The 26,605-nt window shown below is 36.7% G+C and carries 32 protein-coding genes; 28 read left to right on the forward strand and 4 right to left on the reverse strand.

Annotated features, from left to right (window positions below):
• Positions 1–110 precede the first annotated feature (110 nt).
• The 28 genes from tpx (at position 111) to gcvP (ending at position 23,708) form a co-directional block, all read left to right on the forward strand.
• Positions 111–611 carry a thiol peroxidase gene (gene tpx / locus ACWPWS_RS02210; RefSeq protein WP_209784000.1) on the forward strand — a complete coding sequence of 167 codons (501 nt, stop codon included), beginning with the start codon at positions 111–113 and terminating at the stop codon, positions 609–611.
• A gap of 80 nt (positions 612–691) precedes the next feature.
• Positions 692–1,267 carry a Crp/Fnr family transcriptional regulator gene (locus ACWPWS_RS02215; protein ID WP_454045349.1) on the forward strand — a complete coding sequence of 192 codons (576 nt, stop codon included), beginning with the start codon at positions 692–694 and terminating at the stop codon, positions 1,265–1,267.
• Positions 1,268–1,334: 67 nt separating this feature from the next.
• Positions 1,335–2,024, forward strand: coding sequence for an alpha/beta hydrolase (locus ACWPWS_RS02220; protein WP_454045350.1), 690 nt, complete (start codon positions 1,335–1,337; stop codon positions 2,022–2,024).
• Between the two features lie 85 nt (positions 2,025–2,109).
• Complete coding sequence (locus ACWPWS_RS02225) at positions 2,110–2,457, forward strand: VOC family protein (protein WP_454045351.1); 348 nt, start codon at positions 2,110–2,112, stop codon at positions 2,455–2,457.
• 12 nt (positions 2,458–2,469) lie between these two features.
• Entirely contained in the window at positions 2,470–2,874 is a 405-nt protein-coding gene (locus tag ACWPWS_RS02230; RefSeq protein ID WP_454045352.1) for a glyoxalase superfamily protein, read from the forward strand.
• Between the two features lie 36 nt (positions 2,875–2,910).
• Entirely contained in the window at positions 2,911–3,744 is an 834-nt protein-coding gene (locus ACWPWS_RS02235; RefSeq protein ID WP_454045353.1) for a helix-turn-helix domain-containing protein, read from the forward strand.
• 49 nt (positions 3,745–3,793) lie between these two features.
• Positions 3,794–4,924 carry an FAD-dependent oxidoreductase gene (locus ACWPWS_RS02240; protein ID WP_454045354.1) on the forward strand — a complete coding sequence of 377 codons (1,131 nt, stop codon included), beginning with the start codon at positions 3,794–3,796 and terminating at the stop codon, positions 4,922–4,924.
• 91 nt (positions 4,925–5,015) lie between these two features.
• Positions 5,016–6,227 carry a DUF763 domain-containing protein gene (locus tag ACWPWS_RS02245; RefSeq protein ID WP_454045355.1) on the forward strand — a complete coding sequence of 404 codons (1,212 nt, stop codon included), beginning with the start codon at positions 5,016–5,018 and terminating at the stop codon, positions 6,225–6,227.
• Positions 6,228–6,500: 273 nt separating this feature from the next.
• Positions 6,501–7,091: a Crp/Fnr family transcriptional regulator gene (locus ACWPWS_RS02250; protein WP_105681847.1), complete on the forward strand. Its 591-nt coding sequence runs from the start codon at positions 6,501–6,503 to the stop codon at positions 7,089–7,091.
• Positions 7,092–7,168: 77 nt separating this feature from the next.
• Positions 7,169–7,576 carry a VOC family protein gene (locus ACWPWS_RS02255; RefSeq protein WP_454045356.1) on the forward strand — a complete coding sequence of 136 codons (408 nt, stop codon included), beginning with the start codon at positions 7,169–7,171 and terminating at the stop codon, positions 7,574–7,576.
• A gap of 119 nt (positions 7,577–7,695) precedes the next feature.
• Positions 7,696–8,106 carry a VOC family protein gene (locus ACWPWS_RS02260; protein WP_105681849.1) on the forward strand — a complete coding sequence of 137 codons (411 nt, stop codon included), beginning with the start codon at positions 7,696–7,698 and terminating at the stop codon, positions 8,104–8,106.
• 29 nt (positions 8,107–8,135) lie between these two features.
• Positions 8,136–8,597: a hypothetical protein gene (locus ACWPWS_RS02265; protein WP_454045357.1), complete on the forward strand. Its 462-nt coding sequence runs from the start codon at positions 8,136–8,138 to the stop codon at positions 8,595–8,597.
• A gap of 245 nt (positions 8,598–8,842) precedes the next feature.
• Positions 8,843–9,343 carry a DinB family protein gene (locus tag ACWPWS_RS02270; RefSeq protein WP_245169676.1) on the forward strand — a complete coding sequence of 167 codons (501 nt, stop codon included), beginning with the start codon at positions 8,843–8,845 and terminating at the stop codon, positions 9,341–9,343.
• 2 nt (positions 9,344–9,345) lie between these two features.
• A complete protein-coding gene (locus tag ACWPWS_RS02275) occupies positions 9,346–10,122 on the forward strand; it encodes an alpha/beta fold hydrolase (protein WP_454045358.1) in 777 nt (258 codons plus the stop codon).
• A gap of 129 nt (positions 10,123–10,251) precedes the next feature.
• Positions 10,252–10,683, forward strand: coding sequence for a VOC family protein (locus ACWPWS_RS02280; protein WP_105681853.1), 432 nt, complete (start codon positions 10,252–10,254; stop codon positions 10,681–10,683).
• Positions 10,684–10,762: 79 nt separating this feature from the next.
• Positions 10,763–11,176: an SRPBCC family protein gene (locus tag ACWPWS_RS02285; protein WP_209784013.1), complete on the forward strand. Its 414-nt coding sequence runs from the start codon at positions 10,763–10,765 to the stop codon at positions 11,174–11,176.
• Between the two features lie 35 nt (positions 11,177–11,211).
• Positions 11,212–11,451 carry a helix-hairpin-helix domain-containing protein gene (locus tag ACWPWS_RS02290; protein WP_245169677.1) on the forward strand — a complete coding sequence of 80 codons (240 nt, stop codon included), beginning with the start codon at positions 11,212–11,214 and terminating at the stop codon, positions 11,449–11,451.
• 143 nt (positions 11,452–11,594) lie between these two features.
• Complete coding sequence (locus ACWPWS_RS02295) at positions 11,595–12,461, forward strand: VOC family protein (RefSeq protein ID WP_454045359.1); 867 nt, start codon at positions 11,595–11,597, stop codon at positions 12,459–12,461.
• A gap of 47 nt (positions 12,462–12,508) precedes the next feature.
• Positions 12,509–13,342 carry an SDR family oxidoreductase gene (locus ACWPWS_RS02300; RefSeq protein ID WP_454045360.1) on the forward strand — a complete coding sequence of 278 codons (834 nt, stop codon included), beginning with the start codon at positions 12,509–12,511 and terminating at the stop codon, positions 13,340–13,342.
• Between the two features lie 122 nt (positions 13,343–13,464).
• The gene (locus ACWPWS_RS02305) at positions 13,465–13,893 is read left to right on the forward strand and encodes an SRPBCC domain-containing protein (protein ID WP_454045361.1); all 429 of its coding nucleotides are present in this window, start codon (positions 13,465–13,467) and stop codon (positions 13,891–13,893) included.
• 88 nt (positions 13,894–13,981) lie between these two features.
• Complete coding sequence (locus tag ACWPWS_RS02310; RefSeq protein ID WP_454045362.1) at positions 13,982–14,440, forward strand: SRPBCC family protein; 459 nt, start codon at positions 13,982–13,984, stop codon at positions 14,438–14,440.
• A 123-nt stretch (positions 14,441–14,563) separates the two neighbouring features.
• Complete coding sequence (locus ACWPWS_RS02315; RefSeq protein WP_309513330.1) at positions 14,564–15,022, forward strand: DoxX family protein; 459 nt, start codon at positions 14,564–14,566, stop codon at positions 15,020–15,022.
• Between the two features lie 176 nt (positions 15,023–15,198).
• Positions 15,199–17,202 carry a S9 family peptidase gene (locus tag ACWPWS_RS02320; RefSeq protein ID WP_454045363.1) on the forward strand — a complete coding sequence of 668 codons (2,004 nt, stop codon included), beginning with the start codon at positions 15,199–15,201 and terminating at the stop codon, positions 17,200–17,202.
• A gap of 759 nt (positions 17,203–17,961) precedes the next feature.
• On the forward strand, positions 17,962–18,516 hold the full coding sequence (locus tag ACWPWS_RS02325) for an RNA polymerase sigma factor (RefSeq protein WP_228421575.1): 555 nt from the start codon (positions 17,962–17,964) through the stop codon (positions 18,514–18,516).
• A gap of 11 nt (positions 18,517–18,527) precedes the next feature.
• Positions 18,528–18,860, forward strand: coding sequence for a hypothetical protein (locus tag ACWPWS_RS02330; protein ID WP_105681861.1), 333 nt, complete (start codon positions 18,528–18,530; stop codon positions 18,858–18,860).
• Positions 18,861–18,951: 91 nt separating this feature from the next.
• Positions 18,952–19,209, forward strand: a complete 258-nt coding sequence (locus tag ACWPWS_RS02335; protein WP_105681862.1) for a hypothetical protein — start codon at positions 18,952–18,954, stop codon at positions 19,207–19,209.
• A gap of 355 nt (positions 19,210–19,564) precedes the next feature.
• Positions 19,565–20,212 carry a J domain-containing protein gene (locus tag ACWPWS_RS02340; RefSeq protein ID WP_454045364.1) on the forward strand — a complete coding sequence of 216 codons (648 nt, stop codon included), beginning with the start codon at positions 19,565–19,567 and terminating at the stop codon, positions 20,210–20,212.
• Positions 20,213–20,849: 637 nt separating this feature from the next.
• Positions 20,850–23,708 carry an aminomethyl-transferring glycine dehydrogenase gene (gene gcvP, locus ACWPWS_RS02345; RefSeq protein ID WP_454045365.1) on the forward strand — a complete coding sequence of 953 codons (2,859 nt, stop codon included), beginning with the start codon at positions 20,850–20,852 and terminating at the stop codon, positions 23,706–23,708.
• 106 nt (positions 23,709–23,814) lie between these two features.
• On the opposite strand, the gene ACWPWS_RS02350 is transcribed toward gcvP, so the two are convergent.
• The 4 genes from ACWPWS_RS02350 to ACWPWS_RS02365 form a co-directional block, all read right to left on the reverse strand.
• A complete protein-coding gene (locus ACWPWS_RS02350; RefSeq protein ID WP_454045366.1) occupies positions 23,815–24,213 on the reverse strand; it encodes a helix-turn-helix domain-containing protein in 399 nt (132 codons plus the stop codon).
• Between the two features lie 117 nt (positions 24,214–24,330).
• The gene (locus ACWPWS_RS02355; protein ID WP_454045367.1) at positions 24,331–24,942 is read right to left on the reverse strand and encodes an REP-associated tyrosine transposase; all 612 of its coding nucleotides are present in this window, start codon (positions 24,940–24,942) and stop codon (positions 24,331–24,333) included.
• 481 nt (positions 24,943–25,423) lie between these two features.
• Positions 25,424–25,846, reverse strand: a complete 423-nt coding sequence (locus tag ACWPWS_RS02360; RefSeq protein ID WP_454045368.1) for a hypothetical protein — start codon at positions 25,844–25,846, stop codon at positions 25,424–25,426.
• A gap of 6 nt (positions 25,847–25,852) precedes the next feature.
• Positions 25,853–26,599, reverse strand: a complete 747-nt coding sequence (locus ACWPWS_RS02365; protein WP_454045369.1) for a YggS family pyridoxal phosphate-dependent enzyme — start codon at positions 26,597–26,599, stop codon at positions 25,853–25,855.
• Positions 26,600–26,605: the final 6 nt, after the last annotated feature.

The raw sequence follows: 26,605 nt of genomic DNA on the forward strand, positions 1-26,605 counted from the left end.
GAGGATCAGACGAATGAGTTTTATTTTCACTTTAAGATTAATTTAACCATAATAAAACGGAGAAAATTTTCTTTTTTGACTAAATTTGAAAAACTAAAAAAATAAATATTATGTCAACGACAATCACTTTAAAAGGAAACGAAGTACACACAATAGGAACATTACCATCAGTAGGAACCACTGTAAAAGATTTTGCATTGGTAGACTCAGGATTAGCGGTAAAAACGCTTGAAACTTTTGCAGGAAAGAAAAAAGTATTCAATATCTTCCCAAGTATTGATACGCCTACTTGTGCCGCTTCTTCCAGAAAATTCAATGAAGAGGCTTCAAAACTTGACAATACAGTAATCATCAATGTTTCAAAAGACCTTCCGTTCGCTTTAGGAAGATTCTGTGCCGCTGAAGGCTTGAATAATGTGGAAACACTTTCAGATTTCAGAAGCAGCTTTGGAGACGATTACGAAGTGACAATCGCAGATTCTCCTATGAAAGGTCTATTGAGCCGTGCCGTGATCGTTACAGACGAAAACAACAAAGTAATTTATACTGAGCAGGTTCCTGAAATAGCAAACGAGCCTAATTACGATGCCGCTCTTGCAGCATTGAAATAATAAAATAATTTTTGTAGAAAAGCCTTGTGAATAATTTTGCAAGGCTTTTTTTGAATATAAAACTTAAAAAACAACACCAAATGACGTCTAATAATTATAAGAAATATGGAGAACTTTTTAATGTAGATTCAGAGCACTTTGAAGAATTCTACGCTTTACTTCACGATACAAAACTTTTAAAATCTGATTTTTTTCTGAAACAAGGGGAAAAATGCAAGTACCTGGGCTTTATTAAAAAAGGAACCATCAGAAGTTTCTATATCAATGATCAGGGACGCGAAATCAATTTCGGATTCTATTTTGAGAATGAATTTTTTACGGATTATGAAAGTATTCTCTGCGATACTGTATCTAATATGAATATTCAGGCGCTGGAAAACTGTGAAATTTTACTGCTGAGTAAAGATAGTCTGCAGGATTTATATAAAAAAGAAGCGTATTGGCAGCAATTCGGGAGAATGATGAGTGAAAAGATCTATCTGGATGCCAAGAAACGGATTGATGATCTGTTGTGCTTTTCTCCCGAAAACAGATACCTTAATCTGGTCAAAAAACAGCCTGCACTCTTTCAGAAAATAGCCCAGAAACATATTGCCAGTTATCTTGGTGTAACAGAACAGTCACTCAGCCGTATAAGAAGCCGGATTGTTAATTAACTTAAGGTAACGTCCACTCATGTTTTATACCGTAGCTTTATCATCATCAAATTTTAACACAATCATTATGGAACAAAAAGATTTAACCATTATTTTGGTACACGGAGCATGGGGAGACGGTTCACACTGGCAGTACATTATCCCTTCACTGACAAAGGCTGGGTATAAAGTAAGAAGTGTCCAGAACCCATTAACTTCGCTTCAGGAAGATATTAATAAGACCAAAGACCTTATTGATGCCCAGGAAGGGAAAGTGCTTTTAGTAGGACATTCTTATGGAGGTGCTGTTATTTCAGGAGCGGGACATCATGATAAAGTAGCAGGGCTGGTTTATATTGCTGCTTTTGCACCGGATGCGGGAGATAGTCTTGGGTCTCTTTTAGGGAGAAGAGAGTCGCCGGGTGGCGCAAGTATTTATCCTGACAGTAAAGGTTTTTTATGGATTAAATACGACGAATTTAAATCTGCTTTCTGCCAGGATTTAGATGATGAAAAAGCATTGGTTATGTCATTATCACAAAAACCTATTCACGGACAATGTTTCGGTGATGTAGCGGGTGAACCTGCATGGAAGATACGTCCAAGTTGGTATCAAATTTCATTGCAGGACCGTATGATCCCTGCAGAAACAGAAAAAGAAATGGCAGAGCGTCTTGAGCCTAAGAAAATAATCTCTCTGGATGCAGGACATGCTTCATTGGCTTCGCATCCCGAAGAAGTTACTCAGCTGATTTTAGACGCAGCTTCTTCAATTTAACAGAATATATACTACAATAATTTATAAAGCCTTGTGAAATTTTATGTAATTTCACAAGGCTTTTTTTAATGAAAAATAAGTCAGAATGGTAAAAAGAATCGTAGCCAATATCAAAACAAATGATCTTTCCAGAGCCAATCGGTTTTATCAGGATATTCTGGAACTGGATGTTTTGATGGATCATGGATGGATCAAAACATTGGGGAATAACGAAGAGGCAAAAGTTCAGATCAGCTTTGCCGAACAGGGAGGAAACGATACAGAAGTTCCTGATTTCTCCATTGAAGTGGATAACGTAGATGAAATCTATGGTAAAATGAAAGATGCTGGTTTTGAAATCGCTTATGAACTGACCAATGAGGAATGGGGCGTTCGCCGTTTTTTTGTTAAAGATCCATTTGAAAAACTGATTAATATACTGTCTCACCAATAAATATTATTCCCAATGAAAGCAGAAAAGATTATTCCTGTACTAAGAATTTTCGATTATCAGAAAACAAAAGAATTTTATGTAGACTGGCTGGGATTTGAGATTGTATGGGAACATTATTTCGAAGAAAATACACCCGTTTATATGGAAGTGAAAAAAGAGAATATCATTTTCCATTTAAGTGAGCATCATGGTGATGGAACACCTGGAACAAAGGTGTCGATCTGGGGTGAAGGCGTTCCGGAATATCATAAGGAACTGATTGAAAAAAAATATAAATACAACCGCCCAGGACTTGAAAAAACGTTTTATGGAGCTGTCTCCTTTACGGTAATTGATCCTTTTGGGAATACAATCACTTTCGAAGAAGAATATGATGAGGCAAAACACAAACACCTGCAATTGTATTCTCATGATTGATTTCGCTCAAACAACATAACTGATTTTTAGTAAATTATGTTTTCAAATATACATCAGGAATTTGAAGTCCCGGAAGAACTTCGGGATACCATAAAATGCTTTTGGTATAACAGAAGAGATTATGGCGAAGAACTATCGGATTTTACAGTACTACCGGATGGTTATGCCGAAATCATCTTTCACTTTGGCAGCGGATGCAGTATTTCTCATCAGGGAATTTTGCAGGCTTTACCTTCTCCGTTTATCATGGGGTTACTCAACCAGCCAGCTCTTTTTTATGCTCAAAATCAACTGGAAATCATCGGGATCAGGTGTTTTCCATGGGCTGTTTTTGATTTATTGGGACTTTCATCAGAAAAAACAGAAAACGGAGTTCATAGGTTTGAACATCCCGTTGCACAGCTTCAATCTGCCTTGAATGAACTTATTACTCAGGGAAAAATAGAGGATGCTATCTTTCAGGTAGAACAATATTTTCTGAAATTACACTCACAGATTACGATAGACAGTCTGCTTTTCAAAGCCGGTGCGGCTATGAGAAAAAATTACGGAGCTATTCCAGTAAACCAGGTTGCTGATTCTGCCCATACAACAGTTCGGACATTAGAAAGAAAATTCAAGCAGTCTTCGGGACACACCGTAAAAGATGTATCCGGAATTATGCGTTTTGAACAGATAAGAAACCGTTTATGGCATGCTCCTGAGACTTCTATTGCGGCACTCGCACAGGAATTCGGATACACCGATCAATCTCACTTAAGCAGAGAATTTAAACGATACAGCGGTTCTACACCCGCAGCTTTTGCAAGAGAAGCAAGAAAAAGAAAGCAGGCGATAAGCAATGATTTTGTCGCATTTGTACAAGCATGATACAACTGCATTCCTGAATTTTGTGGCATAATAAATACATCACAAAATTATGGTACTGAATCATAAAAAAGTAGCCATCATTGGCGCTGGCCCTGTGGGTTTAACCATGGCCGTCTTATTACAGCAAAAAGGCGTTGAAGTCAATGTTTATGAAAGAGACGTGAATGCACAGACCAGAGTCTGGGGCGGTACATTGGATCTTCATCAGGACTCAGGGCAGAAAGCGATGGAAAAGGCGGGATTGTTGGATAAATATTACGAGATTGCCTTGCCTATGGGAATCAACATTACTGATGAGCAGGGCAACATACTCTTTACAAAAGAAATTACCCCAGAAAATCAATATGACAACCCGGAAATCAACAGAAATCATTTAAGAGAAATGCTATTAAACAGTCTCGTAGATCATACCGTAATCTGGGATATGAACTTTACCGGAATGGAAGAACATGACGGGAAATGGCTGCTTCATTTTAAAGATAAACCTGATGTGGCTGCAGATCTTGTTATTGGTGCTAATGGTGGAATGTCCCGAGTAAGAAAATACGTGACAGATGCTGAAGTGGAAGAAACCGGAACGTTTATTATTCAGGGAGATATTCCTCAGCCTGAGAAGGCATGCCCTGAATTTTTTAAATGGTGTGATAGGAAAAGACCAATGGCTGCGTTTGAAGGGAATTTATTGGTGGCTAATCCATTTAATAACGGAGCTTTGACGTATGGAGTCATATTCAAAAAGCCTGAGGAATGGAAAGATGGCTATAATTTGGACTTTAAAAATACAGAACAGGTCCGTCAGTTTCTTGCCGAAAGGGTTTCTTCATGGAGTGGGCTTTATCAGCAGCTATTTAACTCAACTTCCTTTTTTGTAGGATTGCCGACAAGGAAAATTCCATTAGATAAACCCTGGAAAAATAATCGCCCTTTACCTGTAACATTGATTGGGGATGCCGCTCATCTTATGCCTCCTTTTGCAGGACAGGGAGTGAACAGCGGACTGATGGATGCTTTAATTTTATCAGAAAATTTAACGGAAGGAGCCTATCAAACTATATCCGAAGCCATTGAAGCTTACGAACAAAAAATGTTGATCTATGCCGGAGAAGCACAGCTGGAATCCTCCAAAAATGAGTTGGAGATGCGCGATATCAATTTCTCTTTTACAAGCCTTATCCACTAGTTGCTGATTTAATAGCACAATTAATGATCCGGATCATTAAATAGTAAGATGAATAAAACTTACCTTTACATTTTAATAATAGAATAATAGAATGAAACGTTCAGGAACAGCAGATTTACCTCTTCACTATGGCAAAGTACCGCCATGGCTGTATGAGCGTATGTCTGTTCTGGGGCTTTCTATTATCGAAGTAATTCTCATGGATTACGGTAAAGATGAGGTATTACGCAGATTGGCAGATCCGTTTTGGTTTCAGAGCTTTGGAGCGGTAATGGGAATGGACTGGCATTCTTCAGGAATTACCACTTCCGTTATGGGAGCATTGAAACGTTCCATTAATCCGAATTCACAATCGTTGGGACTTTATATCTGTGGCGGAAAAGGAAAATTTTCCCGTGAAACTCCGTCAGAACTGATCAGAATTGCCGATAAAACAGGACTCAACGGAACAGAGCTGGTAAGAGCCAGCAAGCTTTCCGCAAAAGTGGATAATACGGCTATTCAGGATGGCTATCAGCTATATCTGCATAATTTTATTCTGTCAGATAACGGAAACTGGAGTGTCATTCAGCAGGGAATGCATGAGTCGGACGGAACAGCAAGACGCTATCACTGGCATTCTGAAAATATCACATCATTTGTAGAAGAACCTCACACAGGAATTAATGGAATTTCAAGAGGGAAAATTCTGAATCTTACGGATACCAAAGCTTCAGAAAACAGAAAAGGAATTTTAGATATTTCCCATACCGATTCAGCAGAAGTGATGAAAGATTTTGCCAGACTGATTCTTCCTGCCCACCATGATGTTCAGGCTTCAGATGTAGATTTAAAACGTCTGGGAGCACTTCTGTATGTAACCCGGGAACAGCAGCCTCAGAATTTTGAAGATTTGCTGATGCTGGAAGGAGTAGGCCCCAGAACCATGCAGTCCTTGGCTTTGGTAAGTGAAGTGATTCATGGAGCACCCTCAAGATTTGCAGATCCTGCAAGGTTTTCCTTTGCTCATGGAGGTAAAGACGGACATCCTTTCCCTGTTCCCATCAATACCTACGATGAAAGTATCAGCATTCTCAGAAAAGGAATAGAAAAGTCCAAACTGGGAAATTCTGATAAATTAAGCTCTTTAAATAAACTTCATCAGATCATAACCGAGGCAGAAAAAGATTTCACTCCGGATTTTGATATTCAGCAGGTCATTGAAGAAGAAAGACAAAACTCATGGCGTTTTGGTGGGAAAACTGTATTTGGAGATGCTCAGAAACCCAGTCCTCCAAAACCTATACAGCTTTCTCTGTTTTAACTCTATTTTAAAAATTTCTTTCCCTTTAAAAGTCTAAGATCACAATCATCAACAAATAGTCATTCCCATCCTTTGGAGGGGTGGCGAAAATTCAAAGAATTTTTGACGGGGTGGTTTTAAATAACTGTTTAAAAAATTAATAGTTTTAAAATTTGTTTTATTTCAATAGTATATGTGATTGTCTGTGAAAGTATTCAATTCACTGTTTAATGTTTTTTTTGCTCTTAATTCAATTAAAAATTTTATTTTTAAAGTCTTAAAAAATTGACACCAATGACCAGTAAAGCCTTAGAAATCTGCTATGACTTTCCATTTTTTTTCAAGGAAGAGCTTGAAGAGATATTTCAGGCTCACGAAAAAAGATCCTTCCAAAAAGGTGATTTCATTCTTGAAGAAGGTAAAACAGCCAATGAATACTATATTCTGGAAAGTGGGCTGGCACGTTCGTATGTGAATGATTTTAATGGAAATGAAGTAACCACCCATTTTTTCACGGAGAATGAAGTGATTATTGAGGTTTTATCAATGTTTCAGAGAATACCTTCCCAGGAAAATATCGTTTGTATTACAGATTGCGAATGCTTGAGGCTGGATTATGATACTTTTCAGGAGCTATTCCATAAAATCCCGAATCTCAGAGAATGGGGAAGATCATGGATGTCTCAGGAACTTTTTGCCTATAAACAAAGGTCGGTAGAAATGTTTACCCTTTCAGCCACCAAAAGATATCTTAATCTGCTGGAGCAGAAGCCTAAAGTCATACAATTTGCACCCTTGAAACAGATTGCTTCCTATCTGGGAGTTACGGACACTTCTTTGAGCCGTATCCGTAAAGAAATCGTTTCCCATCCTAAGAAAATTTAAATCTTGCCTTATGACAAGTTGATTTTCATTGCACCTTGGTAATTTTGGATAACAGTTTAACACTAAAATTACAAAAAATGAAAGTCAATCAAATTTATGTAAACCTTCCGGTAAAAGATGTACAGAAAACAAAAGATTTCTGGACCAGGGTAGGTTTCCCGATTAATGAACAGTTTTCTGATGATAAAGCAGTCTGTGTTGTTTTGAATGATACCATCTATGCGATGTTTTTGCAGGAAGATTATTTTATGACCTTCACCAATAAGCCTGTGGCTAAAGAGAATACCAGTCAGGTTCTTGTGGCGGTAGGACTAAACAGCCGTGAAGAAGTAGACAAAATAGTGAACACTGCGGTAGAAAATGGGGCGTGGCAGCATGAAGAACCTCAGGATTACGGATGGATGTATCAGAATTCTTTCTGGGATCTGGACGGACATGGCTGGAATATTACTTTTGCAGATCTATCGCAAATGCCAACAGAATAGTTTTCATTTCAGATAACAAGACTTTTCTGAAGTTTAACAAATAAATCTTGTCTTATGGCAAGCTCATTCTTATCAGACCTTGGTAATTTTGAGTACAATTCACCACTAAAATTTACAAAATGAACATTACCGATATTTACGTCAATTTACCCGTAAAAGACGTTCAAAAAACCAGAGAATTCTGGACAAAGCTTGGCTTTTCTATCAATGAACAGTTTTCAGATGATAAAGCAATATGTGTTGCAATGAAAGAAAATCATATCTATACGATGTTTCTTAAAGAAGAGTTTTTCCAAACCTTTACCAACAGACCTTTTGCGAAAGGAGATACAACACAGGTGCTTTTGGCTATTGGAGTCAGCAGCCGTGATGAGGTAGATGATATGGTAAAAACAGCTATCGAAAACGGAGGTTCAAAATATAGTGAACCAGTGGATTACGGATGGATGTATCAGAGCAGTTTTGCAGATATCAATGGCCATCAGTGGGAAGTGATGCATGGAGATGCCTCTCAAATTCCTACAGAATAATTCTTTATTGTTCTTTAAATACCAATCACATGGAAACACAATCAAACGATATAGAAATCATAAAAAATCAGGTAGTCAGCAACTATTATGTGATTACTATGAATATTGACGGCATCTCCCACGAAGAGTCTATGATTTTTCCGAATGGTGAAGCCAACTGTATGAACTGGGTTCTGGGACATTTAATCTACATCAGAAATCCCTTACTGAATATTTTAGGAGAAGAATCTGTCTGGGACAGCGAAAAATTTTCCTTCTATAACAGAGGTGAAATTGCCTTGAACCGGAAAGATGAACTGGTAAGCTTTGAAGATTTGCAATCCTATTTGAAACAATCTCAGGACAAACTGGAAGCAAAACTCAACACTATTGAAAGTTTTCAGCCCGAAACAGTTAAAGATATATCCACTTTAAGCCTTCATGAAATTTACCACAGCGGGCAGCTGGGCTGTCTCCGCAGAATTTTAGGAAAGCCTGGAGCAATAAAATAGCATGCTATTTTTAGATTCCTTGCTTGGCTCGGAATGACAAGTACATCGCTGACATATTAGTATTACATTTTTAGAACAGTACAATTTTATCGAAGATAAAATCCTCGCGCCTTAAAACATACAGTTGATAAAACACTTTGCGCCTTTGCGTTTCTCCAACCTCCTAACCTCTAATTTCTAATTTCTAACTTCTAATCTCTAATCTCTAATCTCTAATTAAAATGGACACACCAAAATCAAAAAAAATGGAAGTCATTATTCCGGCTTACAGAATGCATTCCCAAAGCTTTATGAATGTTTTGGACGGCATTTCGGAAGAAGATGCATTGAAAAGAATTGAAAATAAAACCAATCACATTGTATGGATGGCAGGAAACTTTGTCAACATGCGCTACGGCTTAGGCTGGGTGCTTGGAATACAGGAAGAAGATCCTTACAGCGACTTGTTTTTTCAGGGAAAAGCTTTGGATGAAAGTTTTAAGTATCCCACTTTAACTGAACTGAAGGAAAACTTTCATAAAATTTCCGCTAAAGTATACCAAAAACTTCATGAAGTAACAGATGAAGAACTGGATGAGATATTTGAAATAGGAATGAATATCCCCTTCATCAAAGAAACAAAACTCAATTTTGCCGGAATGTGTATCGGCCGTGAAGACTATTTATGCGGGCAGATTGGCCTGATGCGTAGAATTTTGAACTACCCGGGAATGAAGTATGATGTAGACGAAAAACTTACCTATTAACAATGAATCCAGTAGAAAAAGGCTATAAAAAAGTCAATGGAATCCAGCTGTATTACGAAATCTACGGATCAGGAAAACCTTTGGTTTTGATTCATGGCGGAGGCTCGTCCATTCTGTACGATTTTAAAGAGGTGATTGTAAGATTGCAAGATAAATTCCAACTCATAGGAATCGATCTGCAAAACCACGGACGTAGCGAACACCGCGATATTCCTGAAACATTTGAACAGGATGCTGACGATGTTGCCGGACTTTTAGCAGAATTAAACATAAGAAAAGCTTCCTTCTGGGGATTCAGCAATGGAGGAAGTACCGTAATGCAAATTGGCCACCGCCATCCCGGAATTGTAGAAAAACTGGTCGTTGCCTCAGCATTTTATAAAAGAAACGGAATGATAGACGGCTTTTTTGAAGGAATGCAGGACGCCACTTTCGAATCAATGCCGGAACCTTTTAAAATCAATTTTTTAAATCTCAATCCGGATTTTTCAAAACTGGAAAACCTTTTTGAGAAAGACTGCAAAAGGATGCAGACTTTTGAAGACTGGGATGATGAAGTACTGACTTCCATACAATCTCCCACATTGTTCATCAGTGGGGACCAGGATGTCATGAAACCGGAACATACCGCAGCAATGTGGCGTCTGGTGAAAGATTCCCGGCTTATAATACTTCCCGCTACTCATGGTATTTATATGATGCCAGACTTTGACGGAAGTATTGATACAAACTTAATAGATTTTACCGTCAACGAAGTAGAAAAATTTTTAAACCATTAAGACTTTAAGAATAGCAAGCTGAATTCCGGGAATGGAAACCGTCTTGACGATTCATATTAACTTAATTAATTCTTAATGAACCAGCAGTAGAACCTATATTTTATAATAATAACTTTAAAATTAAAAATCATGGCTAAATTAAATCCGTATCTAAATTTTGATGGAACAGCTGAAGAAGCGTTCAATTTTTACAAAACTGTTTTCGGTGGTGAATTCGTCGGAGGAATTCATAAAATGGGAAATGCTCCCGGTACTGAAAACCTTTCTGAAGAAGAAAAAAACAGAGTTATGCATATTGCTTTGCCTATCGGAGGTGACCTGTTAATGGCATCGGATATTGTACCCGGATTTGGACAGACTCTTACCGTAGGAAATAATAATTATGTATCTGTTTTCCCAGACTCCAGAAATGAAGCAGACAGAATCTTTAAAGAGCTTTCTGACGGCGGAAATGTAGAAATGCCGATTGAAGACCAATTTTGGGGAGATTATTTCGGTTGCTTTCAGGATAAGTATGGTGTTCATTGGATGGTGAACTATAATGAAGAATATGCAAAATAATCTTATATTTAACTAAAAATAATAAAGAGGTGCTCATTTTTGGGCAGCTCTTTATTCAAACGTAAAAAAAAATAGAACTATGGATCCAATTAAAATAGACATTACAATATTAGCACCGGTGGAAAAGGTTTGGAATTATTTCAATGAACCCAAACACATCACAAAATGGAATTTCGCCCACGAAAGCTGGCAGTGTCCTAGTTCTGAAAACAACCTTACAGTAGGCGGCAAATTCAAAAACAGAATGGAAGCTAAAGACAAAAGTTTCGGATTTGATTTTGAAGGTGTATATGATGAAATTATCCCCCATGAAGTTATCAAATACCACATGGAAGACGGAAGGAAAGTAGAAGTTGTTTTCGATAAAATAGATGAAAATACAACGAAAGTGATTGAAATTTTCGATCCGGAAAAACAAAATTCTGTGGAAATGCAGCGAGATGGCTGGTATGCTATTTTGAACAATTTCCATAAGTATGTTGAGAATCATTAACAATATTTTTTGTAGCCATGATCAATCTAGTTATCATGTCAAAGAGTTTAAATTCCATTTATACTTTTAATTATGACTCTGAAGAAGAATTTCTTCACGGGGTTATTGCAATACCGGCAAGAAGAGCCTTAGAAAAAGAAAAGATAAATTCTTTGGAAAAACTTTCAGATTATTCCGAAAAAGAAATTATGCAGCTTCATGGTTTTGGTAAAAATGCAATGATGAAACTGAAGAATTACATGCAGGAAAATCAGGTCTCTTTTAAAGAAGTATAATAGTAAGTAACTGAAAGCTTGTTGGAATGTCTTGCCATAAAACGGAATCGCTTCGTTCAAATGCAAGGACATAAGATATCTTTTGCGGTTGCTTCATGAGTAAGCTAGAAGTATAAATACACCCCTTATTAAAATGTAAAATTATGAATAAAGATATTTTCCCATGTCTCTGGTATGATGGAGACGCCAAGCAATCTGCCGAATTTTATTGTAAAGTTTTTGGAGGCGAAATTACGGCAGATACTCCTGTGGTAATGAACATTGATGTGTTCGGGCAAAGATTGATGCTTCTGAACGGAGGTCCTCAATTCAAAAAAAATCCTTCCATATCTTTCATGGTGATCTGTGAAACAGAAGAGGAAGTTCAAAAATACTGGGATCAGTTACTGGATGGCGGTATAGCGCTAATGGAACTGGGATCTTACTCATGGAGCCCAAAATACGGATGGGTTCAGGATAAATATGGGGTAACATGGCAGTTGTTTCTGGGTGAAAAAGCAAGTGATCAGAAAATAGTTCCTACGCTGATGTTTATCCATCAGAATAATGGGAAAGCAAAAGAAGCAATGGAGCTTTATACCAGAACTTTTCCAAATTCCAGCATAGGAAACATATTAACCTATGGAGCAGGAAGTGAGGGACATGATATTCCGGAACCGGCAGAAAATGTTCAGCATGCTCATTTTGTGATTGACGGGTACAGCTTATTCTGTATGGATAATTCCTATGATCACCCATTTGATTTTAATGAAGGAATATCATTGGTCGTGATGACCGATGACCAGGAACAAACCGACAGATATTGGAATACCTTTACAGCAGACGGAGGCAGAGAAAGTATGTGTGGCTGGCTGAAAGATAAATATGGATTGAGTTGGCAGATTGTTCCTAAAAGACTCATTCAGTTAATGTACGATTCTAATCAGGAAAAAGCTTATAAAGTAGTTCAGGCAATGATGAAAATGCAGAAAATTATCATCCAGGATCTGGAAGATGCTTATCAGTCATAAATATTTTCGGCGTATTGTTTGATGTTATTTAGAGAAAAGATTTGCTTATGAAAACACAGAACAAATCACAATCTAAGTCAAAAGTCCCTAAAGAAGGGCTGTTTCCGGAAATTATCCGGAACGATTATCGGGGAAGCCGGAAGCTGCTTGGGAAAAAAGCAGTTATTTCCGGGGGAGACAGCGGCATAGGACAGGCTGTAGCTGTTCATTTTGCCAGAGAAGGAGCTGATGTCGCTATTATCTATAAAGAAAGTGATGACGATGCCAAAGAAACAAAAAAACTGGTGGAAAAAGAAGGGCAGAAGTGCCTTTTGATCAAAGGTGACCTTACCCGGAAAGTTTTCAGGGAAAAATGTGCAGACAGGATCAAAACCCAATGGAAAAGTATTGATATTCTTGTGAATAATGCCGGAATTCATACTTCCAAAAGCAGTCTGGAGAAAATCTCTGATGAACAGATTCAGGAAACATTTGATACCAATATCATTTCCATGATTTCATTCACCAGAAATTTTCTTCCGATGATCGGAAAAGGAGGACGGATTATTTGTACAACTTCTGTCACAGCATATCGTGGAAGCGATCACTTGATTGATTATGCAGCTACAAAAGGAGCTGTTCTATCTTTTATCCGTTCATTGGCTGATAACCTTGCAGAAAAGGAAATCCTGGTCAACGGAATTGCACCGGGGCCTATTTGGACTCCTCTTGTAAAAGAAGCTTTTGATGATCTTTCCCAATTTGGAAAAGATACTCCGCTGAAACGAGCGGGGCAGCCATCAGAAGTAGCACCGGCCTATGTTTTTCTTGCTTCCAAAGACGCAAGTTATATTACGGGAGAAATTATTCATATTAATGGAGGTGATTTTGTCGGAGGATGATTAGAAGTTAGAGGCTAGAATTTAGAAGTTAGATCTTAGATGTGTCCATAAAATAACTCTCTTACCCTCCAACTCACCAACCACCTGCAACCTATTATCTACTATCTAAAACTTAAAAATATATGGAACGATTATCATATGAAATAGAAATCAATGCCGAACCTGAAAAAGTGTGGAGTGTCCTTTGGGGAGATATTACCTATAGGCAATGGACAACGGCATTTACAGATGGTTCTTTTTATGAAGGAACTTTAGAAGAAAACAATATCGTTAAATTTCTTGATCCCAAAAATAACGGAATGTACAGCAAAGTACTAAAAGTCATTCCTAATGAAGAGATAAAACTTCTGCATCTGGGAGAAATTTATGAAGGTATTGAAGTTGCGAAAGATTGGGGAGAAGCAACAGAAGCTTATTTTCTTGAGGAAAATGACGAGGGAACGTTACTGAAAACAGAAATTCAGACTCCCGCAGAATTTAAAGATTTTTTTGAAGAAAAATTTCCAAAAGCGATGATGATTGTTAAGCATCTTTCAGAAAATCAGCTGTAAATAATTTCGTTAGATCGAAAGAAAAAATCATTGAGCTTTGAGATTGCTTCGCCTGGCTCGCAATGACCAATCTAAAAAAATGAAACAAATGGAAACCTTATCATACGAAACAGTAATTGATGCTCCTTTACAAAAAGTATGGGACATCCTCTGGAATCCGGAAACCTATAGTGAATGGACAAAATATTTCGGCGCAGGATCTGTCATGAAATCAGACTGGAAGGTAGGAGGGAAAACCTATTTTCTGAATGCTCATGGAGAAGGAATGGTTTCAACCATAGACAGCCTGGATGAACCTAATCAGATTGTTTTTAAACATCTGGGAATGGTAGATAAAGAAGGTAATGAGGATACACAAAGCAAAGAAGTAATGGAATGGAACGGAAGCTTTGAAAAATACTTTCTGATCGACTTTGGCGGAAAAACAAAACTTCATGCCGAAGTTCAGGTAGAAAAACAATGGCAGGACCACATGAATACAGGATTTACAAAAGGATTAATGGTTGTAAAAAGCCTTGCAGAAGGCGTTAGCCTTGGCTCAGTATAATGAAATTCAAAGTTCAAGGTTTAAAGTTTAAAGTTTAAAGTTGAGTTTTGATCCTAAATACTAATCCCTAATCCCCAATCCCTGCTACCTACTACCTATAACCCATCATCTATACCCTAAAGAATGAAACTACTCGTAATACTTTTCATCACATTTATTCTGGCTTTGCTGGGAACTTTTTTGGTTCAGGGAAAGCCAGATTTCATATTTTCAGGCAATCTTGGAATGGCTGTTTTCATCATATTTACAGGTTTTTCCCATTTTAAATTTCAGAAAGGAATGGCGATGATGATTCCGGATGTTATTCCTGCCAGAATGTTTTGGGTATATTTTACAGGAGTACTGGAAATTGCAGCAGGAATTGGATTGATGATTCCGGCTATTCGTGAAATCACTGCTATTTTACTGATCATTTTTTATGTATTGGTTTTTATGGCCAATATCAATTCTTCCAGGAAAAAGATTAATATTTTTAAAGCCGATTACACAGGCCCGGGAATGAAATACCTTTATACTCAAAGAATTCCCATGCAGATTATCTTAATCATCTGGACATGGTATTTCGGGATATACTTACACTAAATAATAAAGACAGTCATTGAGGCTGTCTTTTTCATATAATTGATGTTTTTTTAAAATTAATTGTTAAAATAGTGTAACGTTTTATAGGGATGGCGTGTCTTATTATATAAATGCATTTATTTTTTATTGTTTTGAAAATAAGTGCCTATATAACTTTAACCTTAAAAACAGAAGTTATGAAACTAAATCACAACATTTTCGGTACAGCATTTATTGTACTATCTACCATCATGACCAATGCACAGAGCTCTACTGCCGCACTGCCGGGAGATCCTACTTTACCATCTTCCAAAGCCAATCTTGAGAAACTTATTTCTTATGACAAAGGCAATTTTAAATACAAAGTGGAAGACTACTTTGCGAGACCAAAAGCCTCAGCATTTAAAATCTCTCCTGACGGGAAGTACCTTTCCTATAAAGAAAAAGATCAGGATAAAAAGAATCATGTCTATGTAAAAGACCTGAAAACAGGAAAAATTACCAAAGCTATTGTAGAAAAAGATGACCTGGTAAGAGGATATGGCTGGCTGAACAAGCAACGTCTTTACTACACTCAGGATAGAGGAGGGAATGAAAATATTCATTTGTATGCCACAGATATCGATGGAGGAAATCAGAAGGATTTAACGCCATTTGACGGAGCGAAAGTACAGTCAATTATTCCTATAAAAGATACAGACTTTGTTGTGGTTACCATGAATAAAAACAATAAGCAGATCTTTGAACCTTTTAAAATCAATTTCGTTACCGGAGAAATAACTCAGCTGTATGAAAATAAAGACGTCAACAGTCCTATTGACGGCTATATTTTTGATAAAGACGGAACTTTAAGAGGATACAACATTCTTGAAAACGGACTGACTACAAAGACATATTATAAAGATTTGCAGACAGGAAAATTCAATCTGATTAAATCTGCTGACTGGTCTGATACCTTTGGAATTATTGAGTTTAATGAAAATTCTAAAAATAAAGATGAAGCCTATGTCGTAACGAACCTGGATAGCGATAAAGCCAGAATCGTATTGTATGATCTAAAGAAAAATGCAGTGATTAAAGAAATCTATTCCAATCCTGTATATGATGTAAGCTCAATAAGTACAGCCGGTAAAAACAGAAACTATGAACTGGATTTTATCAGCTATGAAGGAATCAAAGGAGAAACAGTTCCGGTAAGTAAATTTTATAAAGAAATAGACGACAAATTAAAATCTCAATTTGGAGACAAGGAATTTGGAATCGTTTCTTCTGATGATAATAATGATAAACTTTTAGTGGTTGTAGGAAGTGATAAACTGTATGGAACCTATTACGAATATGACACAAAAACCAAACAGACCAAGCTTCTTTACAACCTGATGCCTCAGCTGAAGGAAGAAGATATGGCTGAAATGAGACCTATCGAATTTAAAAGCAGAGACGGATTGACTATCCGAGGATATATTACACTGCCTAAAGCCGTATTGGAAGGGAAAAAAGTTCCTTTAATCGTTAACCCTCACGGTGGCCCTCAGGGAATCAGAGACCGATGGGGATTCAACCCGGAAACACAGTTGTTTGCAAGCAGAGGCTATGCTACACTTCAGGTCAACTTCAGGATTTCCGGAGGCTATGGGAAATCATTCCAGAAAGCTGGTTACAAACAGATTGGAAGAAAAGCAATGGATGATGTGGAAGATGGAGTAAAATATGCCATTGAACAAGGATGGGTAGATAAAGATAAAGTAGCCATTTACGGAGGAAGCCATGGTGGATATGCAACCTTAATGGGATTAATCAAAACTCCGGATCTGTATACCTGTGGAGTAGATTATGTAGGAGTATCCAATATTTTTACCTTCTTTGCTTCTTTCCCGGAATACTGGAAACCATACAAAGAAATGGTAAAACAAATCTGGTATGATCTTGACAACCCTGAAGAGGCTAAAATTGCTAAAGAAGTTTCGCCTGTTTTCCAGATTGATAAGATCAAGAAGCCTTTATTTGTGGTACAGGGAGCTAACGATCCAAGGGTGAATATCAATGAATCTGATCAAATTGTAAAAGCAATGCGTGCCAAAGGTTTTGAAGTTCCTTATCTGGTAAAATATGATGAAGGACACGGATTTGGAAAAGAGCAGAACAGAATTGAGCTTTATAAGTCGATGCTGGGATTCTTTGCAGAGAACTTTAATAAATAAACTATTAATTTTATAATAATGGAAACGGAAGGCAAAAGCCTTCCGTTTTTTTATGACAAAGTCATTGCGAGCAAAGCGAAGCAATCTCAATATAATGTATAAGTCTAATAAATGGAGTTGGAAAAGCGCCAAGGTTTTACAAGTGGTATGCTTTAAGGCGCAAAGATTTTATCTCCGATAAAATTGTACAGTTCTAAAGATTTACGGATATTTTAACGGCGCATTTGTCATTGCGGGCGAAGCGAGGAATCCCGACTCCGTTTGGGCAATAATCCCTCTTAGTAATTATGCAAATACTGATAATAATTATTTAATAGAAAATAAAAAAATCTCACTTGCCGAAAATCTTTGATTTTCTTGCGTCTTACAACTATATAATATAATAATGATAAAAACTTTGCGCCTTTGCGACTCTCCCACAAAAATCATTTTATATATGCTTTATCATTCATCATTTATCAATTACCAATTATCAACTTAGCCCCGATAGCAGCGGTTACCCCGGAACATGAGTAGGAGCGTCGGAGGGTAAGGTTGGTGGGATGGCATGGCGTGAGGAGTATGAGCGGATAGCGGGAAAAAGCTCCCTTAAACATAAGTAATGAGTAATGAGTAATGAGTAATCCGGGAATAATTGAGAAGAGAAAAGGCTGATGAATAAAAGAAAACTTGAATTGTAAGAAAAATATTTTAAATTTATTAAAGTAAAACAAAAAGGATAGCCGTCATATCAGTATGGAGGTTGTCGAAAAAATAACAATGCCACAGAAGGATAAAGAAAGTATCATCTCACAGACCGTTTCGAGCTACGGAGGGAAGCTGATGTCTTATATTCGTCCGAAAGTGAAAAATACGGAGGATGCGGAAGATATCCTGCAGGAAGTGTGGTATCAGTTCAGTAGCCTTACGAATATTTCGGAGATCGTAAATGTTGGTGGGTGGTTGTACAGGGTAACAGCGAATAAAATTACAGACCGTTACCGTAAAAAGAAAACAGAAAATCTTGAAGATTTCGTCTATGAAGATGAAGACGGCAGTTTTTCTATCAAGGATATTCTTTTGATGGATGAAAGCGCAGGCCCTGAAGTGAAGATGTTTCAGGATGAGATCTGGAAGAAACTGTTTGAAGCACTTGACGAACTTCCTGAAAAACAAAGGCTGGTTTACGTAGAAAATGAACTGAACGACAAAACCCTCCAGGAGATTGCCGATGAACAGGGAGAAAATATCAAAACCATCATCAGTAGAAAAAACTATGCTGTGAAGCACTTGAGAAACAGGCTGAGAAAGCTATACGAAGATTTAAAAAGTTAGAAAAAGAAATTATGAATCATAAACACAAAAAGGGCTGGATTTTTTTATTGTTATGTCCACCATTAATTTTAGCCGCGGTTACATGGATTGTAATGCTGCTTTGGAATTGTCTTCTCCCGGAGATTTTAGGAGTGAAAACCATTAATTTCTGGCAGGCAATGGGGATACTGATCCTAAGCAAAATTCTTTTCGGTGGTTTCCATTTCGGTAAAGGAATGAGAGATTTTAAGGAAAGAAAAATGAGAGAAAAAATGGAAAGCTGGTCGCCTGAGGAAAGAGAGAAATTCAAAGAAGTATGGAGAAATAAATGCTCAGGTGGATTCTTCAACAGAAACAACGAATAATTTGAAATTTTTAAAGAAGTAGTAAAGTAAAATTAGAATTCATTCGTCTCTATAAAAAACAAGAAGTAGTAAAATTTAAAATTTTGAAAAAATGAAAAATTCAGCATTAAAAGGAGCTCTTGGAGCATTAGCCGTTGTAGGTGTAGCCTTAATTGCCAAAAAAGCAGCCCAAAGAAAAAGATTCATCAAAGGTATTTTTGATGAGTACGGAATCAAAGAAAAATCACCTTTCGGACTGGCAGATAAGATCAGAGAAATGAATGACGAAGACTATCAGGAACTGAAAGGAAAATTTAAAAAAGAATTCAGTTCAAGATGTTGCAAAAAGGATAATACCTGCGAAGCATAATATCCTAAGAACTAAATTGAAATTGTTTAATTCCGGCGCGGGAAGCTCTGCTTCCCGCGCCGAAATTTTTTATTGAGATGCCTTGCTTCACTCAGAATGATAAGTACACCGTAGAAATAGCCGTGAACTTTTAGAAAAGTACAATTTTATCGGAGATAAAATCTTTGCGTCTTAAAAATATTCAGGTAGCTGAAAAAAAACCTGGCGCCCTTGCGTTTTTCAACCCATAGATTACGAGCTGTATTGAGATTGCTTCACCTTCGGTTCGCAATGACTTTTACATCCGTTTTTCAACTAATTTTTGTAATAAATATCAAACACAAAGAAAAATAAATCCTTATTTTTGTATTTCTCAATGAAAGATTACTACTATTTTCTCGGTATATCACAGGATGCTTCGGAAGAAGACGTCAAAAAAGCGTATCGAAAACTGTCTTTAAAATATCATCCCGATAAAAATGACAATGACGATTTTTTTGCAGACCGGTTCCGCGAAATTCAGGAGGCTTATGAGACATTGAGTGATCCTGTCAGAAGACGTGCTTATGACCAGAATTTAGAAAGTCATCAGCGAAGTTTCAGATATAATATTCCGCCTGCTATCAAAACTTTTACAGCGAATAAAATTCATGCGAAAAAAGGGGAGGAGATTATCATCAACTGGCAGACGAGCAATGCTGATGTGGTAAAGGTATTGCCTTTCGGATTAGAAAAGCCGTATGGAGAGAGGATCTTTAAGATCACAGAATTTAAAGATGGAAAATTCCAGCTTTTGCTTCATGCAACGAATTCTCTTTTGCATAAAACGGTTGTTCAGGGAATTACCATCACGGAAGTTTTTGAAAATGATTCTGAAAAGTTCAAAAACTCGGTGGAAGAAATGTTTAAGCCACAACCCAGAACAAGAATGAACAAATCGGGTCAGCCTAAGATTATGATGCTGATTTGGGGAATTATTATCCTAGCAATTGCTGTTTATATGCTGATCAGAAACTTCAGCTAGTTTATGCCATTTTCTTTCTTCCAGGGCATTTTTTACATCTTTTCCCTTTCTTGAATTTTTTACAACACGATTTCTTTTCACAAAATATCTCTTCGTTATTGAATGAGTAAGGTGCCAAAGGCGAAACTTTAAATGGGACAATCATATTCATGCTGCAAATATATTAATTTAGAATAAATATAATTAATAAATTTTCATAAAATTCTTAAAACCTGATGTATAGCAGAAGGAACCTGCTTTCAAAGGTATTCAGGGTCTCACTTTTTATACCTGATAGCTTCTTTTATTCACATAAATAATGCTCTAATTTATACTTTGAATACAATTAAGCTGTAGGGATTATTTTGAAGGTAGACTTAATCAATAGAAAGAGACTGTTGAAAAATTCACATTGTTTTTAATAAAGTGGAAAGTGTTTAATTGTGTGGAAAATGATGTTATTATTGTGTATTATGCATAGAATAGGGAGTGTGCTTGTTGGGATTTATGTAAACCCTGTTAAAAGTTTATTTAAAATAGAATGTGATAAAAATCACAAATATTTTTGTGAATGAGCACCCTGGAAATGCTCTTGTACAATCGTCCAAAAAATTGTAATTTTACGAATCTTTTTACAAACAAAATCTAATAAATAAAAATGAATACAGAACAGTTTGTGAGCCGTCACATTTCCCTTAATGAAGCCGATAAACAGGCGATGTTGGAAAAACTTGGCGTTTCTAGTATTGAAGAGTTAATTTCTCAAACCATCCCTTCTTCTATCCGTTTAGAGAAAGATCTTGAGATCTCGGAACCACTTTCTGAATACGAAATGTTGAACCACTCAAAAGAATTGGCATCTAAAAATACAGATTATACAAGTTATATCGGATTTGGATACCACAACACCCTTTTACCTTCAGCAATCCAGAGAAATATTTTTGAAAACCCTAGCTGGTATACAGCGTATACTCCATATCAGGCAGAAATTGCACAGGGAAGACTTGAAGCTCTTCTTAATTTCCAGACTGTAGTATGCGATCTTACAGGTTTTGCATTAGCTAATGCATCTTTGTTGGATGAATCTACTGCTGCTGCTGAAGCAATGCATATGTTCTTCAACAACAGATCTAAAGACCAGAAAAAAGCAGGTGCTAATAAATTCTTCATTTCTGATCTTGTTCTTCCTCAAACAGTTTCTGTATTAAAAACAAAAGCTGAAGGATTAGAAATCGAAGTGGTAGTAGGAGATCATAAAACACATCAGTTTGATGGTTCTTATTATGGAGTTTTATTACAATATCCTGGTAAAAACGGAATCGTTTTAGACTATACAGAAGATATCGTAGAATATAAAAAACTTGACCTTCAGGTAGCAGTTGCTTGTGATCCGATGGCTTTGGTAAAACTAAAGTCTCCGGCAGAAATGGGTGCTGACTGTGCAGTAGGAACTACACAGAGATTCGGTATTCCATTAGGATACGGAGGTCCTCACGCCGCTTTCTTTGCTTGTAAAGAAGATTATAAGAGAGACATTCCGGGAAGAATCATTGGGGTTTCCCAGGATATGTACGGAAGACGTGCTTTAAGAATGGCGTTACAGACAAGAGAGCAGCATATCAAAAGAGAAAAAGCGACTTCGAATATCTGTACAGCGCAGGTTCTTTTGGCAGTAATGGCAGGGATGTATGCTGTATATCACGGTCCGAAAGGATTAAACTATATCGCAGATCAGATCCACTTTAAGGCAAACGCTTTGAAAAACGGTCTTAAGGCATTAGGATATCAGGTAGTAGAAGAGCCCATCTTCGATACAGTGAAAATGACAATGGCTGAAGATGAGAAAGCAAGATTAGTAAGACTGATGCTTGATCACAGATTAAACCTTAACTATTTCACAGAAGGAGTAGTAAGTATTGCGATCAACGAAAGTACTACATTAGAGAAATTAAACTATCTGATGGCTTCTTTTGCTCAGTTTAAAGACAAGCAGACTTTCAAATTAGAAATAAAAGAAGGATACAGCATTCCTGAAGAAAACTTAAGAAAAGACGAAATTCTTACGGAATCAGTATTCAACAAATACCATACGGAAACAGAATTGATGCGTTACATCAAGCGTCTTGAGAGAAAAGATTTATCATTGACTCATTCAATGATTTCTTTAGGATCTTGTACCATGAAACTGAATGCAGCGACTCAAATGTTACCGCTTTCATGGGAAAACTGGGGTGCAGTTCACCCATTTGTACCAGTGAACCAAGCTGAAGGATACCAGGAAATGATCCGTGAACTGGAGAAAGACTTAGCAGAAATTACAGGTTTTGCAGGAACTTCTCTTCAGCCAAACTCTGGAGCTCAGGGAGAATATGCAGGATTAATGGTGATCAGAGAATATCACATTTCAAGAGGAGACCACCACAGAAATGTAGTATTAATCCCTCAGTCTGCACACGGAACAAACCCGGCTTCTGCGGCTATGGCAGGAATGAAAATCGTTGTTGTGAAAAACCTTGAAAACGGGGAAATCGACTTCGAAGATCTTAAAGCTAAAACAGAACTTCATTCAGCAAACTTATCTGCTGTAATGATTACTTATCCTTCAACTTATGGATTCTTTGATGCTAACATTAAAGAAATTACCAACCTTATCCATGAGCATGGAGGACAAGTATATATGGATGGTGCCAACATGAACGCTCAGGTAGGATTTACAAGTCCTGGAAACATCGGAGCTGACGTTTGCCACCTTAACCTTCATAAAACTTTTGCCATTCCTCACGGAGGTGGAGGTCCTGGAGTAGGTCCAATCTGTGTTGCTAAACACTTAGTGCCTTTCCTTCCTTCTAACGCAAATATCAGAATTGGTTCTAAAGAAGCTATCGAAGGTATTTCGGCTGCTCCTTACGGTTCAGGATTGATCCTTAACATTTCTTATTCTTATATCAAAATGTTAGGAACTGAAGGTCTTAAAAAGGCTACAGGACATGCAATCATGAATGCTAACTACCTGAAAGAAATTTTAGCAGAGCATTTCCCAATCTTATATTCAAACGAAAACGGAAGAGTAGCTCACGAATGTATCGTAGATTTCCGTCAGTTCAAATCTTTAGGAATTGAAGTAGCGGATGTGGCGAAGAGATTGATGGATTATGGATTCCATGCTCCTACCGTTTCTTTCCCGGTTGCTGGTACCTTGATGATTGAGCCTACAGAATCTGAAAGCAAGTCTGAAATTGACCGTTTTGCAGAAGCATTAATCTCTATCAAAAAAGAAATTGATGAAATCGCCAACGGTGAAGCAGATGCTGCAAACAATGTATTGAAAAATGCTCCTCACACAGAACAATTGGTAATCTCTGATTCTTGGGATAAACCATACAGCAGAGAAAAGGCAGCTTATCCATTAGAGTGGGTAAGAGACCACAAATTCTTCGCTTCTGTATCAAGAGTAGATGAAGCTTACGGAGACAGAAACTTAGTATGTACTTGTGAGCCGATTGAAGCTTATATGTAATCTCAGTTTTTTAACTATAAAAAATCCCTTTCAGTAATGAGAGGGATTTTTGTTTTTATAGTCATTGCGAGCAAAGTGAAGCAATCTCAAAGATGCAATGATTTTTCTATTTCGTTTTGATTAATTCTTCAAGCCTGGTCATCATATCATCCTTTTCTTTCAGCATTCTTTCATAAAGAGCAATTTTTTCTTCGTGAAGCTGGATGATTTTATCAATAGGATTGTAATTATTGACAATTACACCTGTCGCGTTATCATGGAAGTTGCTTGCAATAATATTGATAGCCTGTTCTTCATCAAAATTTTGAAATGCTTCCACAGGAATTTTTAATACCTCGGAGATCTTTTGAAGTAGTGGATTCTCAATGGTTTCTTTTTGTTCTAATAATGAGATTTTCTTCTGATTCCAGTCATCACCTAAATCCAGCGCTAAAGCTTCTTGTTTTATGCCTAGCATTTCTCTGAATCTTTTAACGTTTCTTCCTTGATGTATCTTTTGTTCCATTTGTGGTTTTTAAAACTTTAAATTATATATTAGTAAAGATAAAAAAATATGATGAAAGTAGGGATTTTCTTAGATATTTGATCGCCAGCTACGCAAAGTCTCCTGACTTTGAGTATATTATTCATCATCATAATTGTTATATTTCCAAAATTCAGAATTTCCATTTCCTTTAATCACTGGATTTTCTGCGATTTCAATTGAATTGATTATTCCTGAACCATTAGAATAATTAGTTGCTGAGGAATAAATGTAATGATTTGCTTTTGATACGATTCCGGCACGAACTGGGTTCAGATGTATATAGTTTAATTTATCCCAGAGGAACTTTAAACTGAAAATTTCCTCAGAATGATTTCCATATTGCCAAACCTGAAAATTTTTATTTCTTGAATGAGTTTCAGTAGCTTTAGCCAATCGTTCCAGAATCCAATCTTTTCGGCTTTCCGATTCTGTCTGTATTTTTTCTAATATTTGTTTCGCTGTAAATTTTTTAAAATCTCTGATTAGATCTGAAAGTTTTCCATCTCTTGACTGTACAATAAAATGAATATGGTTGCTCATAATGACATAACCATACAGAATCATTCCTTTGTTTTTGATACAGAATTCAAAGCATTCTATAATGGTATCTCGATATATTTTTCGGGTAAAAATATCTATCCATTCAATAATAGTACAGGTTAAAAAGTGAGGTCTGTCCTGATCTCTGATAACATATCCTTCTTTCATATTTGGTTTTTATCAAATATAATTAATGGAGCTTTAAATTAGATGTTTTTACAGAACTTTTTTTATACCTCAAAGTCAGGAGACTTTGCGGAGCGTATGTCAGTTATTTAATTACTATTTTAAAACAAAAATCACCTCCCAAAAATGAGAGGTGTCTTAGTGTTTAAGTTCCGGTTTTTTTACCTTCTTTTAAAGCTATAAGCAAGCAAAATGGCTACGCCCATAGTAACGCAGGTTATAATTGAAATGGTTTCAATTGAAATTCCACTTTTCATCTGTGTGTTTTCTTTTTCACATGAAAAAAAGAATAATAATGTCATGAACAGACATACCGATAGTAATTTTTTATTCATAAATGCATTTATTTGGTTATGAAAGATTTACAGCAAAAAGTATACCGGATTTGTAGACTAAAAAAGCCTTTGTTTAAAGGGTTTTGAACACATTGATTGGCTGGGAATAAATAATTTAACGTAAAGAATTAGGACAAATAGTTAATCTTATGGACAATTTTTTTTATCAATCCCCGGTTTCCAAAATAGCAAAGTAAATGATTGATCAAAAGTGCTGAAAAAGGAAACGGATTACCGAAGAAATTTTTAAAACTAGCCATGGTAATAATGAAAAAAATAAGCGAAAAGAGGTTTAACTTCCATAGCTTTACTTCGTAAGTAAGCGTTTTGTTGTTTTCATGATAAGTGAATTTCCCATTATCAATTAAAGATAAATAATGCCAGTTGGATCTTTCTGTGAAAAGACCTTCACTGAAAGAAATAGACTCAGGCCCCCAAAGAATATTTTGAATGTTTTTTTCTTTTAATAGATCGTGTACTGCATAAATAACCTGATCAGATGTTTTATCTCCGATGATTTCTCTTTCAAAAGTATAAGTAAATGGAAACATGTGATTTTATGCTTTTTTATTCGCTTTACCCTCATCCCAATAATAGCTGTCCGGATAAATCCTGGCTCCAAAAACAGCGGTTCCCACCCGTACAATGGTGGCTCCTTCTTCAATAGCTGTTTCCAGATCTCCGCTCATTCCCATGGAAAGTTCTTTCATTTCCACACCGGGAATATTTTCAAGGATAATATCCTGTTGGAGTTTTTTGAGGATTTTAAAGCATGATCTTACTTTTTCAGTTTCTGCACTGAACAGACCAATGGTCATTAAGCCTTTTATTTTTAAAGTAGAAAATTCAGAAATCTTTCTGGTGAGCTCAATCGCTTCAGCAGGGTCAACTCCAAATTTGCTTTCTTCATTGGAGGTATTTACCTGAATAAAGACATCCATCGTTTTGTTTTCCACCAGAAGCCTCTGATGTAGCTTTTCGGCCAGTTCAAGACGATCCAGAGACTGAATACAGGTGACATTATATTTTAGAATATCTTTGATTTTATTGGTCTGAAGATGTCCTATAAAGTGATTGTCATGAGGGATATCTTTCAGATTTTCATATTTTTCCTTCAATTCCTGGACTTTGTTTTCTGCAATTAAGGTTTGTCCGTTTTCCAAAGCAATTTTGATACGCTCTGCGGAAACTGTTTTGGTAGCCAGTAATAATTTAACTTCATCAATGTTTCTTCCGGATTGTTTACAGGCGGTTTTTATCCGGTTATTGATGATGGTTAGATTGTGGAGAATGTCTTCTTTCATGATGGA

It is taken from the genome of Chryseobacterium sp. Marseille-Q8038, from assembly GCF_965111995.1.

What these genes read in the sequence shown, in the direction of transcription:
- tpx (WP_209784000.1), top strand. Translation starts at nt 111, where the DNA reads ATGTCAACGACAATCACTTTAAAAGGAAACGAAGTACACACAATAGGA.
- ACWPWS_RS02250 (WP_105681847.1), top strand. Translation starts at nt 6,501, where the DNA reads ATGACCAGTAAAGCCTTAGAAATCTGCTATGACTTTCCATTTTTTTTC.
- ACWPWS_RS02340 (WP_454045364.1), top strand. Translation starts at nt 19,565, where the DNA reads ATGAAAGATTACTACTATTTTCTCGGTATATCACAGGATGCTTCGGAA.
- ACWPWS_RS02365 (WP_454045369.1), bottom strand. Translation starts at nt 26,599, where the DNA reads ATGAAAGAAGACATTCTCCACAATCTAACCATCATCAATAACCGGATA.
- ACWPWS_RS02255 (WP_454045356.1), top strand. Translation starts at nt 7,169, where the DNA reads ATGAAAGTCAATCAAATTTATGTAAACCTTCCGGTAAAAGATGTACAG.
- ACWPWS_RS02270 (WP_245169676.1), top strand. Translation starts at nt 8,843, where the DNA reads ATGGAAGTCATTATTCCGGCTTACAGAATGCATTCCCAAAGCTTTATG.
- gcvP (WP_454045365.1), top strand. Translation starts at nt 20,850, where the DNA reads ATGAATACAGAACAGTTTGTGAGCCGTCACATTTCCCTTAATGAAGCC.
- ACWPWS_RS02360 (WP_454045368.1), bottom strand. Translation starts at nt 25,846, where the DNA reads ATGTTTCCATTTACTTATACTTTTGAAAGAGAAATCATCGGAGATAAA.
- ACWPWS_RS02305 (WP_454045361.1), top strand. Translation starts at nt 13,465, where the DNA reads ATGGAACGATTATCATATGAAATAGAAATCAATGCCGAACCTGAAAAA.
- ACWPWS_RS02325 (WP_228421575.1), top strand. Translation starts at nt 17,962, where the DNA reads ATGCCACAGAAGGATAAAGAAAGTATCATCTCACAGACCGTTTCGAGC.
- ACWPWS_RS02285 (WP_209784013.1), top strand. Translation starts at nt 10,763, where the DNA reads ATGGATCCAATTAAAATAGACATTACAATATTAGCACCGGTGGAAAAG.
- ACWPWS_RS02230 (WP_454045352.1), top strand. Translation starts at nt 2,470, where the DNA reads ATGAAAGCAGAAAAGATTATTCCTGTACTAAGAATTTTCGATTATCAG.
- ACWPWS_RS02350 (WP_454045366.1), bottom strand. Translation starts at nt 24,213, where the DNA reads ATGGAACAAAAGATACATCAAGGAAGAAACGTTAAAAGATTCAGAGAA.
- ACWPWS_RS02315 (WP_309513330.1), top strand. Translation starts at nt 14,564, where the DNA reads ATGAAACTACTCGTAATACTTTTCATCACATTTATTCTGGCTTTGCTG.
- ACWPWS_RS02280 (WP_105681853.1), top strand. Translation starts at nt 10,252, where the DNA reads ATGGCTAAATTAAATCCGTATCTAAATTTTGATGGAACAGCTGAAGAA.
- ACWPWS_RS02355 (WP_454045367.1), bottom strand. Translation starts at nt 24,942, where the DNA reads ATGAAAGAAGGATATGTTATCAGAGATCAGGACAGACCTCACTTTTTA.
- ACWPWS_RS02300 (WP_454045360.1), top strand. Translation starts at nt 12,509, where the DNA reads ATGAAAACACAGAACAAATCACAATCTAAGTCAAAAGTCCCTAAAGAA.
- ACWPWS_RS02265 (WP_454045357.1), top strand. Translation starts at nt 8,136, where the DNA reads ATGGAAACACAATCAAACGATATAGAAATCATAAAAAATCAGGTAGTC.
- ACWPWS_RS02335 (WP_105681862.1), top strand. Translation starts at nt 18,952, where the DNA reads ATGAAAAATTCAGCATTAAAAGGAGCTCTTGGAGCATTAGCCGTTGTA.
- ACWPWS_RS02245 (WP_454045355.1), top strand. Translation starts at nt 5,016, where the DNA reads ATGAAACGTTCAGGAACAGCAGATTTACCTCTTCACTATGGCAAAGTA.
- ACWPWS_RS02295 (WP_454045359.1), top strand. Translation starts at nt 11,595, where the DNA reads ATGAATAAAGATATTTTCCCATGTCTCTGGTATGATGGAGACGCCAAG.
- ACWPWS_RS02220 (WP_454045350.1), top strand. Translation starts at nt 1,335, where the DNA reads ATGGAACAAAAAGATTTAACCATTATTTTGGTACACGGAGCATGGGGA.
- ACWPWS_RS02310 (WP_454045362.1), top strand. Translation starts at nt 13,982, where the DNA reads ATGGAAACCTTATCATACGAAACAGTAATTGATGCTCCTTTACAAAAA.
- ACWPWS_RS02240 (WP_454045354.1), top strand. Translation starts at nt 3,794, where the DNA reads ATGGTACTGAATCATAAAAAAGTAGCCATCATTGGCGCTGGCCCTGTG.
- ACWPWS_RS02275 (WP_454045358.1), top strand. Translation starts at nt 9,346, where the DNA reads ATGAATCCAGTAGAAAAAGGCTATAAAAAAGTCAATGGAATCCAGCTG.
- ACWPWS_RS02225 (WP_454045351.1), top strand. Translation starts at nt 2,110, where the DNA reads ATGGTAAAAAGAATCGTAGCCAATATCAAAACAAATGATCTTTCCAGA.
- ACWPWS_RS02260 (WP_105681849.1), top strand. Translation starts at nt 7,696, where the DNA reads ATGAACATTACCGATATTTACGTCAATTTACCCGTAAAAGACGTTCAA.
- ACWPWS_RS02290 (WP_245169677.1), top strand. Translation starts at nt 11,212, where the DNA reads ATGTCAAAGAGTTTAAATTCCATTTATACTTTTAATTATGACTCTGAA.
- ACWPWS_RS02235 (WP_454045353.1), top strand. Translation starts at nt 2,911, where the DNA reads ATGTTTTCAAATATACATCAGGAATTTGAAGTCCCGGAAGAACTTCGG.
- ACWPWS_RS02215 (WP_454045349.1), top strand. Translation starts at nt 692, where the DNA reads ATGACGTCTAATAATTATAAGAAATATGGAGAACTTTTTAATGTAGAT.
- ACWPWS_RS02330 (WP_105681861.1), top strand. Translation starts at nt 18,528, where the DNA reads ATGAATCATAAACACAAAAAGGGCTGGATTTTTTTATTGTTATGTCCA.
- ACWPWS_RS02320 (WP_454045363.1), top strand. Translation starts at nt 15,199, where the DNA reads ATGAAACTAAATCACAACATTTTCGGTACAGCATTTATTGTACTATCT.